Annotated in this window: 17 protein-coding genes, 2 pseudogenes and 1 riboswitch; of the genes and pseudogenes, 4 read left to right on the top strand and 15 right to left on the bottom strand. The window is 33.7% G+C overall.

The genetic code is table 11. The features are described 5' to 3' along the window. Together DN394_RS29200 and DN394_RS06145 are read right to left on the bottom strand one after the other, a co-directional pair. Positions 1-223 (bottom strand): annotated as a pseudogene (locus DN394_RS29200) (hypothetical protein); the annotation flags it as partial. Between the two features lie 259 nt (positions 224-482). Continuing rightward, positions 483-746 (bottom strand): hypothetical protein, encoded by a 264-nt coding sequence (locus DN394_RS06145; RefSeq protein WP_000807636.1) that lies wholly within the window; start codon positions 744-746, stop codon positions 483-485. Positions 747-1,777: 1,031 nt separating this feature from the next. Between DN394_RS06145 and DN394_RS29330 the strand changes: the two genes are divergently transcribed. Beyond that, positions 1,778-1,942, top strand: a complete 165-nt coding sequence (locus DN394_RS29330; protein ID WP_252195181.1) for a hypothetical protein — start codon at positions 1,778-1,780, stop codon at positions 1,940-1,942. A gap of 387 nt (positions 1,943-2,329) precedes the next feature. After that, on the top strand, positions 2,330-2,542 hold the full coding sequence (locus tag DN394_RS06135) for a hypothetical protein (RefSeq protein WP_098150351.1): 213 nt from the start codon (positions 2,330-2,332) through the stop codon (positions 2,540-2,542). 82 nt (positions 2,543-2,624) lie between these two features. Here DN394_RS06135 and DN394_RS06130 read toward each other — a convergent pair. Continuing rightward, positions 2,625-3,122: pseudogene (locus DN394_RS06130) on the bottom strand (SH3 domain-containing protein); the annotation flags it as partial. A 536-nt stretch (positions 3,123-3,658) separates the two neighbouring features. Here DN394_RS06130 and DN394_RS06125 point away from each other — a divergent pair. Beyond that, positions 3,659-4,825, top strand: coding sequence for a serine hydrolase domain-containing protein (locus tag DN394_RS06125; RefSeq protein ID WP_098973337.1), 1,167 nt, complete (start codon positions 3,659-3,661; stop codon positions 4,823-4,825). 165 nt (positions 4,826-4,990) lie between these two features. Here the strand turns inward: DN394_RS06125 and DN394_RS06120 are convergent, their stop codons facing one another. The 5 genes from DN394_RS06120 to DN394_RS06105 all read right to left on the bottom strand — a co-directional run bounded on the left by DN394_RS06120 (position 4,991) and on the right by DN394_RS06105 (position 6,689). Continuing rightward, on the bottom strand, positions 4,991-5,524 hold the full coding sequence (locus DN394_RS06120) for a site-specific integrase (RefSeq protein ID WP_098149916.1): 534 nt from the start codon (positions 5,522-5,524) through the stop codon (positions 4,991-4,993). Further along, on the bottom strand, positions 5,524-6,006 hold the full coding sequence (locus DN394_RS06115) for an ArpU family phage packaging/lysis transcriptional regulator (protein WP_088122219.1): 483 nt from the start codon (positions 6,004-6,006) through the stop codon (positions 5,524-5,526). The genes DN394_RS06120 and DN394_RS06115 overlap by 1 nt, the downstream gene beginning before the upstream one ends. A gap of 27 nt (positions 6,007-6,033) precedes the next feature. After that, complete coding sequence (locus tag DN394_RS28895; RefSeq protein WP_098149917.1) at positions 6,034-6,204, bottom strand: hypothetical protein; 171 nt, start codon at positions 6,202-6,204, stop codon at positions 6,034-6,036. 153 nt (positions 6,205-6,357) lie between these two features. Then, positions 6,358-6,444, bottom strand: a complete 87-nt coding sequence (locus tag DN394_RS06110; protein ID WP_098149918.1) for a DUF3983 domain-containing protein — start codon at positions 6,442-6,444, stop codon at positions 6,358-6,360. A gap of 29 nt (positions 6,445-6,473) precedes the next feature. Next, positions 6,474-6,689: a hypothetical protein gene (locus DN394_RS06105; RefSeq protein WP_098149919.1), complete on the bottom strand. Its 216-nt coding sequence runs from the start codon at positions 6,687-6,689 to the stop codon at positions 6,474-6,476. A 2,356-nt stretch (positions 6,690-9,045) separates the two neighbouring features. Between DN394_RS06105 and DN394_RS06085 the strand changes: the two genes are divergently transcribed. Continuing rightward, positions 9,046-9,576, top strand: a complete 531-nt coding sequence (locus DN394_RS06085) for a GNAT family N-acetyltransferase (RefSeq protein ID WP_098149921.1) — start codon at positions 9,046-9,048, stop codon at positions 9,574-9,576. Between the two features lie 128 nt (positions 9,577-9,704). Here DN394_RS06085 and DN394_RS06080 read toward each other — a convergent pair whose 3' ends face one another. The 7 genes from DN394_RS06080 to DN394_RS06050 all read right to left on the bottom strand — a co-directional run bounded on the left by DN394_RS06080 (position 9,705) and on the right by DN394_RS06050 (position 16,373). Next, a complete protein-coding gene (locus tag DN394_RS06080; protein WP_098149922.1) occupies positions 9,705-10,094 on the bottom strand; it encodes a hypothetical protein in 390 nt (129 codons plus the stop codon). A gap of 126 nt (positions 10,095-10,220) precedes the next feature. Then, positions 10,221-10,700 carry a homoserine dehydrogenase gene (locus DN394_RS06075; RefSeq protein ID WP_176522743.1) on the bottom strand — a complete coding sequence of 160 codons (480 nt, stop codon included), beginning with the start codon at positions 10,698-10,700 and terminating at the stop codon, positions 10,221-10,223. Between the two features lie 368 nt (positions 10,701-11,068). Beyond that, on the bottom strand, positions 11,069-11,401 hold the full coding sequence (locus DN394_RS06070; RefSeq protein ID WP_097917079.1) for a heterocycloanthracin/sonorensin family bacteriocin: 333 nt from the start codon (positions 11,399-11,401) through the stop codon (positions 11,069-11,071). A gap of 447 nt (positions 11,402-11,848) precedes the next feature. Further along, positions 11,849-12,538, bottom strand: a complete 690-nt coding sequence (tenA, locus tag DN394_RS06065) for a thiaminase II (protein WP_149293677.1) — start codon at positions 12,536-12,538, stop codon at positions 11,849-11,851. 122 nt (positions 12,539-12,660) lie between these two features. Beyond that, a riboswitch (TPP riboswitch) is annotated at positions 12,661-12,766 on the bottom strand. Between the two features lie 72 nt (positions 12,767-12,838). Then, on the bottom strand, positions 12,839-13,753 hold the full coding sequence (ddlB, locus tag DN394_RS06060; RefSeq protein WP_002007738.1) for a D-alanine--D-alanine ligase: 915 nt from the start codon (positions 13,751-13,753) through the stop codon (positions 12,839-12,841). Positions 13,754-13,757: 4 nt separating this feature from the next. Then, positions 13,758-15,206 carry a MocR-like pyridoxine biosynthesis transcription factor PdxR gene (gene pdxR, locus DN394_RS06055; protein WP_097994366.1) on the bottom strand — a complete coding sequence of 483 codons (1,449 nt, stop codon included), beginning with the start codon at positions 15,204-15,206 and terminating at the stop codon, positions 13,758-13,760. Positions 15,207-15,329: 123 nt separating this feature from the next. Then, positions 15,330-16,373, bottom strand: a complete 1,044-nt coding sequence (locus tag DN394_RS06050; protein ID WP_205728255.1) for a homoserine dehydrogenase — start codon at positions 16,371-16,373, stop codon at positions 15,330-15,332. Between the last annotated feature and the right edge of the window lie 82 nt (positions 16,374-16,455).

The following is a 16,455-nucleotide window of genomic DNA, read 5'->3' as shown; positions in this document are numbered from 1 at the left end:
TTGTTTGTGTTGAGGTATCAGGTGTTTCTTGAGATCTGATTGTTTGTGTTGAGGTATCAGGTGTTTCTTGAGGTCTAATTGTTTGTGTTGAGGTATCAGGTGTTTCTTGAGGTCTGATTGTTTGTGTAAAAGATTTTGATGGAATAAAAAACGGAATAGGTTTTGTATCGAATAATCTGAATTTAGATTTGGTATTGTCTTGATTTGAACAGAACTTACACACATAATCCCCTCCTATAAAGGTTTGTATTATATTGTAAACATGACTTGTATAAAAGTGATAGTACAATTACCTAAAATATAGATATAACTTATATTTTTCAAACTTTTTTTATAAATTACGATAAGAGTCCTATCAAGAGGCTTGTATGTAATTAATTTCAAATTCCATACTTGATACATTTTTTGTTTATTTGAATTTTATATAACATTAAAAAATGCACTAGGAATACAATACCTAGTGCATTTTTTCACCTTGCTAATTACTCTCCTCGATCATCACTAACTGATAAAATATCACTAATTTTGACACTAATTTGGTTAGGATTTTCAAGTGCATTTCCATTATCATTACTTTCAACTTCTACGCCCTCTCCATTACCACGACGAAGTGTAACAAAGGTTTCTCCGATTCGAGTAATAAGACCTTCTACGTGAAATGAAGGCAAAAATAATACAACCCTCGCTCCTACTAATTGAAATGCGCGTAACAAAGTACGGATTTCATCTTCACGATGTTCTGCCATTTATATCATCCTTTCCTTTAAAATTTATAAAGTAGTGAAGAAGTCTTTTGGAATCCAACCTACTTACTATAAAAAAAACTAGTAAAGTAAATCTCATCTTTTTAGTACTGCCTCACTACTTTATAAGATAGATTATGTTTATTCTTGCAATTTGCTTAGACTTGCTCACTAATAATATAAATTCAAACGTCTCCCTATATTTTCAGAAAATTCAAATAATATATTCAGGGGCATTATCTGTGAAAACCTCGATACTTAACATACCAAAGATTACGATAACTTTTTATTTATTAAATTAGATAATAGAATTGAAAACAATAACGTTCTTCCTTATAAAAGTGAATTTCTCTTTTCTTGACAGTAACTAACTCTGAGTTTGCTATAATATAAAATATTTGATCTTTGCTATTATGTACTTTATATTGTGTCCAGCCATTTATTTTTGCATTAATTGTGAATTCCAATCTTTCATCATAGAAACAGTGTATTATACAGGTGCCTTTGATTTAAATACAGAATTTAGATTCAACAAATTAGTAAATATAAATTAAAAGGAGGTTCTTGCTTTTTAGTACATGCTATTATTACGACCGTTCACATAAGTGCTACCGGAAGAAGCGTAAAAAATGCGACTGTGATTGTCTTTGTGAACCTCGCTATCAAACGTTAACATCTGGACCTTTATTTCGCAATTCGGACACCGACTTCATTCAAGTTTCTGCGCTTAATCAAACAGACGAGCCACAAATTGTAACTATAGCGGTACAAAATTACCAAGATACTTGTGTTGGTGATGTATTTCCCTCTTATGAATATCTTTGTGGGGAGTTAATTAACAATGATAACGGTGGTTCAGATGATGACGTAGGCAATAAGAATGGTAATGGATAATGTATCTATTGCGAACCCGAAGGAGTAACTCCGTTTATTGGTCCAGTTACATTTACGATTCCACCTCAGCAACTTTTTAGCTTAAGGGTGTTTGCCCCCCAAGAACCTATTTTTCACAAGACCCTATATACGTAGTTCGAGTGACACAGCCAGTAAATCCGGCTATTCCAACAGACGCTGCACTACCACTAGACCCTGTCCGACTAGTTATCATAAATACATGGGGCATTAACTTTGGAGGAGTGATTCAGCAAGGGAATACGATGTTGAACGGGCAGTTTTATCCAACCGATCTCCCCAGTTGAACCCATTTAATACGTTATAAACTAAAACAAGCCGACAGGACGGCTTGTTTTTACTTCACATACACATAGGCTTCATTTGCATTTATATAGTATGTTTTTCCTTCGCTATTGTGAAATATACACCCAAAAAACGTACCCAAAGATAAGATATTATTTAAAACGAGAATATTTTTCTTCAACTAGTGTTTGTTGATAAATGTCGCAACTAGTAGTTCTCTCCACTATCCCTTAGAAATTAGCATAGTTTGTATGAATTCTATATCTAGTAGAAAGCTCTCTATCATATAAGAGTATAACAATAGGTTAATAAACAAGCAGTTTTTTTACTAAAACATAGAATAGTATGAACCCTAATTGAAGGGAGGTATAAAAGAATGTCCTGGAATAATGATTGCTGGAGTTCTAAGAAAAATCATTGTTGTGATGATTGGTGGAAATCTAAAGATAAGCACCATTGTGATGACGATTGGTGGAAATCTAAAGATAAACACCATTGTGATGACGATTGGAAGTTCAAGCGAAATAAGTGTCGTTGTAAATGTTTCTTTATTTGTTGTCATTGTAAAAAGAAACATTGTTAAGATTTTCAGTGCCAACTAAAAAGCAAAGAACATGTCTTTGGGACTGATAAATACTAGATTATAGTATACAAAAAGCTGACTAATTATAGTCAGCTTTTTAATTACTTTACTACATACACATAGGCTTCGCTTACCGTAATATAGTATGTTTTTCCTTTGCTATTGTGTACTTTATATTGCGGTGAACCGTTAACATTTACTTTCGCATCGATTGTGAAACCTAATCCTGTACCTACAGAGCCAGCAACATCTTTATTCTGCCAAGATGGAGCATCGTAGAAACGTAGATTGTTAACTTTAGAAACAACGCGCTTCCCTACAATAGAAGAATCTACAGTGCTCTTCTTACTAAATTTCACATAAGATGAATCGTTTTTAATCCATTGCTCTCCGCCAAGGTTTAACCAACCGTCCTTTTCACCCCACACAATATAGGCTTCCGGTTTATTTAACTGGCGGATTTTAGTATAGGTTGTGCCTGGCCCTTTACGTAAATTAACATTGTAACCTTCAATATAAGCAATACCATCTGTTACAGCCGTTGGAACTTCAACAGGTTTAGATGGCTTGTCAGGAACAGAAACATCAACATTAGAATTAATGCTTGATGGCGATGGGGTAGCGCCACATCGCTATCAACTTAAAAATTAATTGTTCCCCAAAACGAAAAAAAGAAACATAGAAGTGAAAAACCTCTGTGTTTCTTTTTGATAAATATATTTATTGGAAAATACTTTGAACTTTCGGGTACAGATGCTCCTTCTATCCTATTATAGAAGCTATTTTGAACGTAAGTAATTTGTAAGGAATAGGTAAGAAAAAAAAGATTTTCATTGTGTAGGATAAAAATATAAGGAGGTGTGAAAGGCGGAACAGATATGACTTATATATGAAAAACAAACCAGTAACAAGAGTGTCTCAAGGAAAAGAAGTAATTTCTGGGGTTAACATACATGTGGAAGAAGAGGGATTTACCGTTTGTTAAGACAGAATAGCGTTTGTAAAAATAATAATTATGAATATGATTACGAATTCAATTCTGACTTTTTGTCATTGGTGGAGATAATAGCTGTGTGATTAATACGAAACAGCAAGCAACTAACTTTACAATTTAAATAAAGGAGAGGGATGCTTTATGAAAACACGCAGTAAAATTACATGTGCAAGTCTATCACTTTTAATAGCTGGAAGTTCCCTGTTATACATAACACCAGCCTCAATTGTAAAAGCAGAACCCACGCAAAATGTATCTAGTTCGTTACAAACAAGTAATCAAAGCGATCGTACTTCCGTTAAGAAAGCAATGCGGGATGCACTCCAACTTGGATACCCTGGAATACTCGCTCAAATTTCTAAGGGTGGTAAAAATTGGAGCTATGCCGCCGGGATAGCGGATCTGAGAACCAAGAAACCAATGAAGGCAGATTTTCGCTTTCGCATTGGTAGTGTGACGAAAACGTTCATTGCAACAGTGCTACTTCAATTAGCTGGAGAAAACCGCTTGAATTTAGACGACTCCATTGAAAAATGGTTGCCTGGTGTTATTCAAGGAAACGGATATGATAGTAACCAGATTACTATCCGGCAGATATTGAATCATACAAGTGGTATCGCTGACTATATAAAGTCAAAAGACTTTGATATTAAAGATACAAAAAAAGCGTATACAGCTGAAGAATTCGTAAAGATGGGTATTTCTCTTCCCCCAGACTTTGCTCCAGGAAAGGGCTGGTCTTATTCAAACACGGGATACGTATTATTGGGTATCCTTATTGAAAAAGTAACTGGAAACAGCTATGCGGAAGAGGTTGAAAATCGAATTATTGAACCGCTTGAATTGTCGAATACATTTCTACCTGGTAATTCAACGGTTATTCCAGGCACCAAGCATGCCCGTGGATATGAAAGATATGACGGAGAAAGTGAGCTAAAAGACGTTACTTATTCTACCCCAGGTAGCTCGGATGGAGATGTGATTTCTACTGCTGAAGATTTAAACAAATTTTTCTCTTACTTACTCAGTGGCAAATTACTGAAGGAACAGCAACTAAAACAAATGCTTACTACAGTACCTACAGGAATAGAAGAAATCAATGGATATGGTCTTGGAATCTATGAAACTAAACTTCAAAACGGTACCTCGATATGGGGACACACAGGCGGTGTTCCAGGCTTTACTACTTTTGCTGGAGGCACACTTGGAGGCAAGCATATATTGGCCATCAATTTGAATGGCCATAAAACTAGTCATAGTCGTTCTGATCCTTTTAAAAATATTTTACTTGCTGAATTTAGCAAGTAGGTAAAAAGGAAAAACAGATAAAATTCCCCATGGTTTTTATAGTTAAAAATATACCTTTCTGGTTCAAAAAAACAACTTACTCTAAAAAACTTGGGGGTAAAACAATTTCTTAAGTTGATGGACATGTGGCGGTACCCCCTAAATTTAAAATGAAAAAAGCAATGATTATATTTTAAACCTAGTCATTGCTTTATCCATTGCATCTTGGTTAACACCTATATAACGTAACGTGACCTTCTCTAACGAGTGATTGAATATCTCCATGAGTAATGCTATGTTTTTAGTTTGCATGTACATATGATACCCGTACGTCTTTCTCAGCGTATGTGTACCTATTTCATCTAATCCAAACTCTGCCGCTGCTCCACTTAATATCTTATATGCCATGCTACGCCCAATAGGACGATTCTTCCCTTGTCTACTTTGTAATAAATACTCTTGTTCTTCTCTCTCTTCTATAAACCATTTAAGTTCTCTTTTTAATGCTGCAGTAATTTGTATTCGTTTCTGCTTCCCTGTTTTCTTTTCCCTCATAGATATATGACTGCCTACTACCTTCAATTTCAAAATGTCCGAGATTCTCAGGCCTGTATTGATTCCCATAATGAAGAGAATGTAATTACGTAAACTCTTTTCCTTAAAATAGTCTTTCAACTGCTGTATTTGCTCTGGATCACGTATTGGCTGAACAAAATTCATTATTCATTACCTCCAATTTCTTCAGTCTCATAAACTTCTAATCTAAGAGCAAAAGCAAGTTTATAAAACACTCTAGCCTTAACACGTCGATAAGTACGCTCACTCATGCCGATTTCGTTATAAACCATATAGTCACATACATCTTCATCTTCTAAATAACGCTTAATGATGATGTTTCTTTGATCCTTTCCTGCACGTCCATTACCCAAACGACTAAGAAACTGGTCAATACGAAATGATGTTTGCTTAATCCACTCGTCACGTTTACTTTGTTGAATGTTAGCCATCGCTACATCTTCTAATGGCTTTCCTACATCATTTGTAGGTCCATGATATCTAATTTCATAAGAAGGAGTGACTTTCATTTCTTCACGCATCATTCCAAACTGTCTATATAAACGTACACTTTCGAGAACACCTTCTAATTTTTTCTGCGTTGCTACTCTATCGATTTTTGGTAAGAAAGATAATTGTTTAGTCATGTAAGACCACTCCTTTTTATTATTAAATTACTTTTGTCTTAATGCTCTACGTCTACGTTCATAACGCGGTCCACGAATCCCCATTAAACCTTCAATGTCACGAGTGCTTAACTTCTCTTTTCGTTTCTTCTTAGTTTTCTTTTTTGTTTGATTCGATTGCTTTTTCCACTCACATAATTGGTCTTTTAATGCCTTCATATTTCCTTCATCTCCCTTTTCAAAATAAAAAGGACACCAATTCATAAAACAGCCTTAATCGCCGCTTTAATGAATTGGTGTCCTCTAGTTTTCTAGCCAGACTATATTATGTTTGCTTTATTTTAAAATACCAGCTTGTACAAAGATGTTTCTTCAAGCTTTATTAACTTGATACTTCTCCATTTCTTTTGTACGACGAGCAATTGCTTTTCTAATTTTTCTTTTCTTCAAACCTTTCATTCTCCTAACCTCACTTTTTATTCAAAGGATTATTTTGTTAAGTTTCTTTTATATGGGATCGTAACAGTGGCACTAAACGAACCATTAGGACTACCCCAATCCATTCCTATTATCGTTTGTTTGTGCTGTTTCTCGCCCTCCATATCAATTGCTGCTGTCATGCACTCATCACAAAAATTAACGTCAATTCCTTCATCGCTTGAATTACATGTTTCTTTGCTATACATCGGACAAATTTGAACCATTTCCCTCTACCCCCTGAATAAAATTCAATATTCCGTTCATACTATAAATGCACTTGAGTTCTGAACTTCCTTCTTAACGTTTTTCTGGAGAGCAGTTAGCTTTTACTAGCTGCTCTTTGTCTGTAAAAAGCACTCGATTAACTGAACGCACATATAATATTCTGCGTTCCTTTCTTTATAAAATAGTCGTTACAAAATGAATCTCGTCACGAGAGCACTTAATAAAGTGCTCTTTTTTCGTTTCAAACTAAAAAAATGAAATTTTTACCACATAGCTAATTGTTAAGTATTTTACGTTTATACATTATAATGGAATAGTTATTGTATATTGGCATTAAGAGGAGCGTCCTGATTAAGCGCTTCTCTTTTTTTATAAAATAGCTTTTTGTTGAAAATTTCCATTATCATTCTGTACTCTATCTGCTCCTACCGTGCCAATGGTTGTCCCATTTGCATTTTCTATTAATAAGTAAGTAGAATAGGAGGTGTAAATAGAATGTCTTGTATTGTTACAGGTTTAACACAGCCACTTTGTTTAACGCTTGTTTATAATGTTTCATCGGGTATATTAATATCTTCTACTGTTGATTGTGGAAGTTGTGCTCTAGCAACGGAATTCGATTATACTAGTAAGAATCTAGTTATAAGAGTTCCATTTACTGGTGAAGGTACTCTTATATTCAATGACAAATTCCAAGCAAGTTGCGTTACAACGAATCTAACTCAACCTTAATCAATGCTGTTTATTTCTAGGGGAAAGTAGCAGCGTAACTTCTATTTTCCCCTCTCCATCCTTTAGTAAGGTACGAAACTAGCATTTATAATTCAAATAACGATTTTGTCTTACTCCTCAACCAAATAAAACTGCGTTGAAATTAATCTATAATTTGTAAAGAGGTATATAAAATGCTCTCACCATATACATGTGTATGTTATGATCAAACTCTCCTACAACACGATGAACATTCGTTTATTCATTACTGTATTAATCCAAATTGTGAAGAAGCAAAATTGCATTTTTCTCTGGTAGAAGAGATGGGGTTGTGAACCCTATCTCTTTTTTCTTTACAATAAAAAAAGTTTGCTTTTTGATACATTTATGAAACATTCATATGTTATCTTCAGTACGTTCTTTTCTTTTTATAATGTCGTGTGAGATATACCATGACTAGAAGCCCTAGCCCCCTAATCCTAGGGCTTCTATATTTAAATAAGGATTTTAATTCAATATCCTGCTAATCATAATCACAATACAATCTGCTTCTTACCCAGGTTGTACCGAATGGAGCAGTTAATGCAAATGACTGCTCTATTTTAATTTTCATTACATAAACTTGATATTTTTGTCCATACTATATAAAACTCACGAAATATTTATAATCCTTAAATTCGTGGATGTAATGTTCTTATAGCAGTTAGCCTATGCTAGCTGCTATTTTGTATTTAGTTAAAAATAAGTTTTAGGTCTTATTCCTTTTCTACATCATATACTTTTAACCTAAACATCCAGCTCAAAGTGTTACCTCCTATCTTAAAGAGCACTTATGCATGGTGCTCTTTTTTATTTTATTTCCGCATAACATTTTCAACCCTGTTCATACTATTTTTGTAACTTAAAGTTACAAACTATTTCTGTAAGCGCGGCGTTTCTTTTGTACAACGAGCAGTTAGTTTTGTTAACTAGCTGCTTTGTTGTGTAAAAGAAAGATTTTGTTTTAAATTTACACATATCTAAAAAACATACATATAATATCTTGGGTATCCTTTTTCAATATTAGTTTTGGTTAGAGAGCACTTTTAAGAGTGCTCTTTTAATGTATTGCAATGTATAACGTTTTACATACCATAAACATAGAATGCAATGAGCACGCAAGACATAATTTTTATATAATCGTGTACATTTTTTTGTACACGGTTTTTTTATTAAATAAGAATTCAGTTTAAATTTCATCAACCTTATTGATTCCTTTTCATACATTATTATTACAAGGAATTTCATAGGTTTCTCTGGTCCAGTTACCTTGTATTCCTTGAACTCCTTGTACACAGAACCTGTTAGTTATAACAGGTTCTTTAATTTTTTCATCATACAATAACTATTTTGTTATATTCCTTGCACTTTTAAATGAGACAAGCATATGTTGTAGTATAGTGTTTCATCACTTATATACACTTCCTTTTTTCAAGAGTACATATTCGATATGTACTCTTTTTGCATCACTATAAAATAACGCTTTTGTTCAATTTAGTAATTTCTTATATAATGGAAGTTAACTAATCCAGAAGGGACTGAATTATGCGCAGATATCAATATTTTTAATCTACCCATCACAACAACATAATGGAGGTAAAAGTATTGATTACAGAATTACAGACACAAAGATTACATTTAAGACAAATGAAGGAATCTGATTCATTAAGTATGTTTAAAATATGGTCTGATCCTAACGTTACAAAATTCATGAATATAAGTAATTTCACTGATGAAAACCAAGCGAAAGACATGATTCATTTTCTCAATGAACTTGCTCAAAATAACAAAGCTCTCCGTTTTACCATTATTGAAAAAGACTCTAATCAAATTATCGGTTCATGTGGCTATAATTCCTTGGATTTCGAAAACTCAAAAACAGAAATTGGCTATGATATTTCGAAATCCTTTTGGGGCAAAAGATATGCCCCTGAAGCGATTTCTGCTCTATTAGATTATGCTTTTACACATTTGAAACTAAATCGTGTCGAAGCAAAAGTTGAACCTGAAAATGTGAACTCCATAAAAGTATTACAAAAATTACAATTCACTTTTGAAGGGACTCTAAGAAAAACTGAAATATCAGCTGGGAAGCTTATCGATTTAAATATCTATTCGAAATTAATAACAGATTAATTTTAGTCTCTCGGCCTATACTATATTGAAGTATAGGCTTCTTTAATTTTTATACAAAATTCAAATTTGGTCTTTATCAAAAACTTCAATACCATGTAAAATTTACGTAAAGATTGATATGATTCAACCTACAAGACTGCTTTTAGCGCTATACCGAGCGCTTGTGATCTACCTTGTAACTCAAGACGGTGTGCACGTTCTTTCACAGCTGTTTCTTCTGCAGCACGTACGTTGATATGCATTTTTTGAAGGTCATGCTCTAATTCATGATTCTTTTCCGTAATCGCATTAAATTCGTTTAGTAATGAATTGTGATCTTCCTCGCGAGCTTGCGATTGTTGCTTCATGCTTTCAAATGCATCTTCCGCTTCAAAGCGTGCTTTTGTTTCTTGGATGAGACCTTGCGCTAGTTTTTCTTTTATATCTTTTAATTCTCCGTACAGTTTCGATACTTTGCTTAACTCTTTTCGAAGTGCATCTTTTTCATCAAGAATGATATTTAATCGCTTATACAGCACCCCCTGAAATCTCAATTTCAATACATTCGAATTATATAATGTAATGTATTTATCATTTACAATAATTTTACAATAAAACTAAAAAAGAACACCTTAAGTCAGTGCCCTTCTTGCAAACATCAAACTTTATGTAATTGAACATATAGATAACATAAACCCTCCAAATGTAATTGCACCTAGTAATCCTAATACAAATCCAGTTATGCAAACACAATCAGCAAGACAAATGGAAGACTGAGATAATGGAACAAACGATCTACTTGTACTCGATCCATATTGTTTTATTTTCTCATAATTCATATCTAACATGAAATGTAGACATGCTATACCTTCCTCAATAGAATGAAGAGATTCTTTTTCTAATCGATCCAATAATTTACTATTAAAAGTAATTGGAAGAGGATACCGTTTATCTAATTTCATATGTTGATAAATTAATTGTAAACGAGATAATATATTATTTTTCTTTTTTTCACATGTTACTGTGTGTTTCATTTTATTAAATTCATTTAATAACAGTGTCAATTCATCTCTGTTTCCGTATAAATCCCTTGCTATTTTTCTCTTTAGTTTGTACGAATGGATAATAGATTTAAGTTCAATCATTTTAATACACTTCCTAATAGAATTTTACTTACCCCAATATTTTAAAAATAAACAGTTCTTTTAAATCTTATTTAAAATACACTCAAGTATCTTCATTTACTATCGATTAACATTACATTAACCTTACATAGTTGTAATAATTTCTTTCGCTACCCACTAACTAGAAGCAACAGATCCCTTATTTGATAGTAAAAATATAAAAAAGCAATGATTAGGTTTTAAGTCTAGTCATTGCTTTATATATCTTATCTTGATTTACAACTAAAAATCTAAATATCATTCTTTCACTTGAATGCTACATGTGTTTTTATTAAATTCTTTAATAAAAATTATATAATACTTCACTATTGGATTCCTTTTTTCTCTTATCAATATTCATATGTTACAATAGTACCAGTTGTATCAGTAGTACCATTAAAACCACTAAAACAATTAGAACAATTACCACAACTACCACAGCCGCCACAGCCGCCACAACCAAAACAACCGAAGCAACCAATACAACGGAATCCACCACAACGAAATCCACCACAGCGACCTCCACAACCTCCACAACGACCACAACCGCCACAACGACGAGCAGCATCTTCAATATAATAATATGGATATTGGTTTTGTTGGTCCCAATACACAATATTTCCAGATTGGTAATCATTAAGGCTTAACGCTTGTAGTTCTTGTTGAAACTTATTCATTTTCATGACCTCCGTTTATAAACTTCAATCTTTTCAATGCTTTCCTATATTTCTGTTCGTTAAATCTAAGTAGAAATAGCGCTATAAAGTGAAACTTTAATCAGTGGGGGTTTTGTTCATCCCCCACTGATTATTAGCCCTCACCAATCGGACGTTTACGGACAGTTGATCTCCCACCTAACTTCTTTGCTCCAACTGAATTTTGAGGTGGGAGTTTTACTGTCCGTTAACGCGGGATAAACTAAGTTCAATACGTACCCCTACAAAATATGACCTCTCACTAGATGATGTACCTTGTTCATACACCTATTTTTAGGTTATTTTTTCCATGGTCTCATTTTTATAAATCGCAAAAAGACGCACTTAGATTAATGCGTCTTTTTGCGATACTTCTTTTGTGAAATCATATACATAAGTATTATCCATACCTGTGAATAGCAATACCCCTACTCATTATCCCATTACATCTTCTACTTCTGTATTCACTGGCCACTTTTCTAAAGTATAAGCCATTTCCCAAAATGAATATTCATATTGACTGCTAATAATGAAATGCTGTTTCATTCGCTTACGGTCAGACTCTGTTACGTTTTCAGCGATAGTATCTAATCTTGTAATTTGCTCTTCAACTAGCGTACGGAACCAATCAGATCCATAAGCAGAAATCCATTCGTTATAAATTTGCTCTTCTGGCTGACACTCTTTTAAACGCTCACCAATTTCATAATACAACCAATAGCAAGGTAAAATTGCTGCAATGATATCGCCTAAATGTCCTTCATACGCAGCACGATACATATGTGAAGTATAAGCGTATGCAGTTGGAGCAGGGATAAAATTATCTTTTTCTTCTTGTGTTATCCCTAGTTTCTTCGCAAAGTTCTCATGTAAAGATAATTCCGCCTCGTATGTATTTTGAGCATAGTGTGCCATACGAGCTGTCGTTTCTAATTCTAGAGCCTTTGCAGCTCCTAAAGTTTGTACTCTAGCAAAGTGACTCAAATAATATGAATCTTGAAGCACATAATAGCGAAAACTAGCTAAATCTAACGTTCCTTCACCAAGTTGTTTTACAAAAGGGTGATGAAAACTAGCTTCCCAAATTGAATCTACTTCTTGACGTAATGATTGTGAAAATTTCATTTAAATCCCTCCAATAAAGTATAAAATTTAAGTATTTATCCACAGTTATTAAATCTTTAAAATAAAAAAACTTTCTTTACAAACGTAAAGAAAGTGAAATTGACAGTATTTATTCATAAAATAGTAATGTCTTCCCACTTCCCTACGCTAGTATTAACCAGATCAGGTACTAAGAGTCTCAAATTTCCATTTGATCTCAGCCTATAATAGGCCCCCCTAGTGGATAAATATTTAATTTTCGTATTGTATTCATCATAACATACTTCATGTTACTGTCAAAAGTATTCCTGATAGCGCTTCTTAAAATCCTTCTTCTTTTCTTGCTTTTAATGAAGTTTCAATAATCATATCTAATAGTTTACTATAATGAATACCAGCTGCATCTGCACTTTTCGGTAGTAAACTTGCTTGTGTCATCCCTGGTAATGTATTAACCTCCATTACATATGGAATTCCGTCCTTTACCATCATATCCACCCTTGCATAAACGCTGCATTTCAATGCTTTATAACAAGCCAGTGACGCTTTGTTTACATGCTCCTTCAATTCAGCTGGAAGTTCGATAACTTCTTCAATTGTACTAACATCATCATATTTTGCATTGTAATCAAAGAACTCAGCTGCATGTCGGATTGAAATAATAGGTAACTGTTTTCCATCAAAAATTGAACATGTAATCTCATCACCTTTTATATACTTCTCTATTACTACTTCAGAATCCCATTCAAACACAGTTTCCAGCATTGAAATTAATTCATCTTTATCATATACAATCTTTACCCCAACACTTGATCCACCAGAGTTTGGCTTTACCACTAACGGAAATCCTAACTTATCTAATTCATCAAGATTTAGATCCGCCATTTTTGTAAGTTCAATCCAATCGGGTGTTTCTATACCTTCATAGCGTAAAATCTTTTTCGAAATATTTTTGTCCATACATATACCGCTAGATAACATATTGCTCCCGCTATAAGGAATACCTAAACTTTCAAGCGTGCCTTGAACCGTCCCATCTTCCCCGTATTTTCCATGTAATGCGAGCAGCGCAAAATCAATGTCTTTCGCTTTTTCGATTAAATCCATTTTTTCATTTAACGTAATTGGTACGATTTCATATTTATTTTTATCTAAATTTGCAATCATTTCATTTCCAGTCATAATTGATACTTGTTTTTCAGAGGATACTCCACCCATAATAACGCCAATTCTCATTTCCTCAACTCCAAATTTCATTTTTTATTGTATCACCGATTATTTTGATTCCACGAACTATTTCTTCTTCTTTCAGACGTGAAAACCCTAATCGAAAAGTAGTCGCTCCTCCTCCATCAGAATAAAAAACATCTCCAGGAGAAAATGTAACCCCTTGCTCATAACACTTTTGTAAAAGTGTGCGGGCATGAATTTTTTCTTCTAACTCTATAAATAAATGAAGTCCACCATCACCGGTCATTCTTTGAAACGGAATGTACTCGTTACACGCCCCAACAGCTAACTCATATTTTTTCTTATAAACTGATCTTGCCTTTTTTAAATATTTTTCAAAATATCCTTCATGTAAATATTGAAATAGAACAGCTTGATCTAACGTAGATGTGTGAATCGTTCTTGCTCTTTTTACACTTTCTAAATGATGAATCAGTTCTTTATCTGCGATAATCCAGCCTACACGTAAACCAGGAAAAAGTACCTTTGAAAAGCTACTAATATAAATTACATTATTACCAGCGCCAGCAAAAGTTAATAATGGTGCTAAATGTGAACCTGAATAACGTAGCTCTTCATTAAATCCATCTTCTATAATAGGAACCTTATATTTTGAGAATAATCTCATCAGTTCCGTTCTTTTCTCCGAACTCGTAACAATACCGGTTGGATTATGATAGGAAGGAATTAAATACGCGAAATCAAACTCTTTTTCACGCAAACTTTTTTCTACTTCGTTCGTATCGATGCCATCTTCATTCATATTAATTCCGTGAACTTCAAGTCCATGTAAACGGAAAAGCTTCAATGCAGCATGGTGAGTTGGATTCTCACAAATAACCCGCCCTGATTTCTTCGATAACGAGGATAGTACGATGTCTAATCCTTCTGTAAATCCATTTGTAATTAAAATATCTTTGTTCGAAATATCTACACCTTTCATTTCCATATAATGAAGTAGATAATTCATTAAAGGTCTATAACCTTTTGCGTATCCGTAGTTTAATACGACATCCCCTTCAATGGACATACGAGTAAGAAAAGCTCTTTTGAAATTTTCCACATCAAATAGCTTTTCGTCCGGAGCAATGCTATTAAAAACAATCATTCCTTTTTCCCAGCGAACACCATGTTTCATTAAATCTAATTCATCCGCTAATAAGGTAACGGTATTAAGTTTATTTTTCCAATCTATTTCAACAGACGAATTGTTCGATATATCAACCTTCGCTACAAAATTCCCTTTACCTTTAACTGCATAAATGAGTCCTTCTTGCTCTAAATCCGCATAAGCAGCGAGTACAGTATTTCTGCTCACACTTAGTAATTCACTTAGTTCCCTAGTTGAAGGGATTTTTTGATCCCCGAGCAAATGACCTTTCATAATCATCTTTTTCAAATAATCTTTCAATTGAATATAAACGGGACGATCTTTCACAACTTTAAAATCTTTAAACAATTCCTTACCCCCTGCAATCATTTTTGCATATTTATTTCATTCTCAAAAGGTCCACTACATATGTATTTTTTATAAAGGGCGGTACGGTCTTATAAAGTGAAGGCTAGTAATCAATGAGGGATATTACCCCTCGTTAATACGGTACAAATCTTTACGATATAAGTTAATAATATCTTTTAAAGCTGCTGCTGCGGCTCCGCGTGGATTAGAAGCACCACCAATTGTAGTAACTTGCCCCATCGTATCTGTAAAGAACGTAATTCCTTTTTCTGTCCCATTTACTTTTGCTAGCGGATGATTTTTATCTATTTTGTACGGTTCCACATGAAGAGACACTTTACCGTCCTTATCCTTATATGCTGAAGCTATTAATTTAATATATTTATTTTGTTCCTTAGCATTTCTAATTTGTTGTTTTGTAACATGTTCGATTCCTTTTATATGTATATCTGTAAGCGTATTTTCTGTTCCCATTAAACTGTTTGTCAAAAGTAACAATTTACATGCACTATCAGAACCACTTACATCTAATATTGGGTTCGTTTCAGCAATTCCTTTACTTTGCGCTTCTTTCAGTGCTTCTTCAAACGTAATATCTTCCTCATTCATTTTCGAAAGGATATAATTTGTAGTCCCGTTTAAAATTCCTTCTATTTTTTCAATACGGCAACCAGCTAAACTAAATTGACCAATATCAAGTGTCGGTAATGCCGCAGCAGTTGCACCACTATATCGAATTCGTACATTTGCGATTTTTGCTGCTTCATTTAGTTCTCTCCAGTTTGTAACGAGTGCGCCTTTTGAAATTGCTACTATATCCATTTGTTTCTCAATCGCTTGTTTTATATATTGTTTTCCTGGATTTCCATCTTTAAGATTTGTAACGGTTGATTCTACTAATACAGTTCCACTTATGCTAGTTGTTGCTCGTTCCCCTGGATGATGTTCAATGTATTCTTCAATTGCAGCGCTACCGCCACCATACATTAATAAGTGCTGAATAGATAATCCGTCCTCATTATGTATTGCAATATTTCTACCTAATACGCCACTTACAACTAATTGAATCCCATATGTTTCATATATATATGAATATTTTTCGTTTAATAATTTTACAAACTCTCTGCCAACTGTTCCATATCCTGATAATACAACTTGAATTCTCATAATATACCCCCATATTTTTCTACCATATCCCTCTTTCAATATAATATAAAGCGCCCTCGAATTCCATCGAGAGCGCTTTATT

It is taken from the genome of Bacillus sp. BB081 (assembly GCF_008368895.1).
GTDB classification, from domain to species: domain Bacteria; phylum Bacillota; class Bacilli; order Bacillales; family Bacillaceae_G; genus Bacillus_A; species Bacillus_A wiedmannii.
The sequence above is the reverse complement of the archived record's forward strand: the minus strand, read 5'-3'. Positions and strand labels throughout refer to the sequence as shown.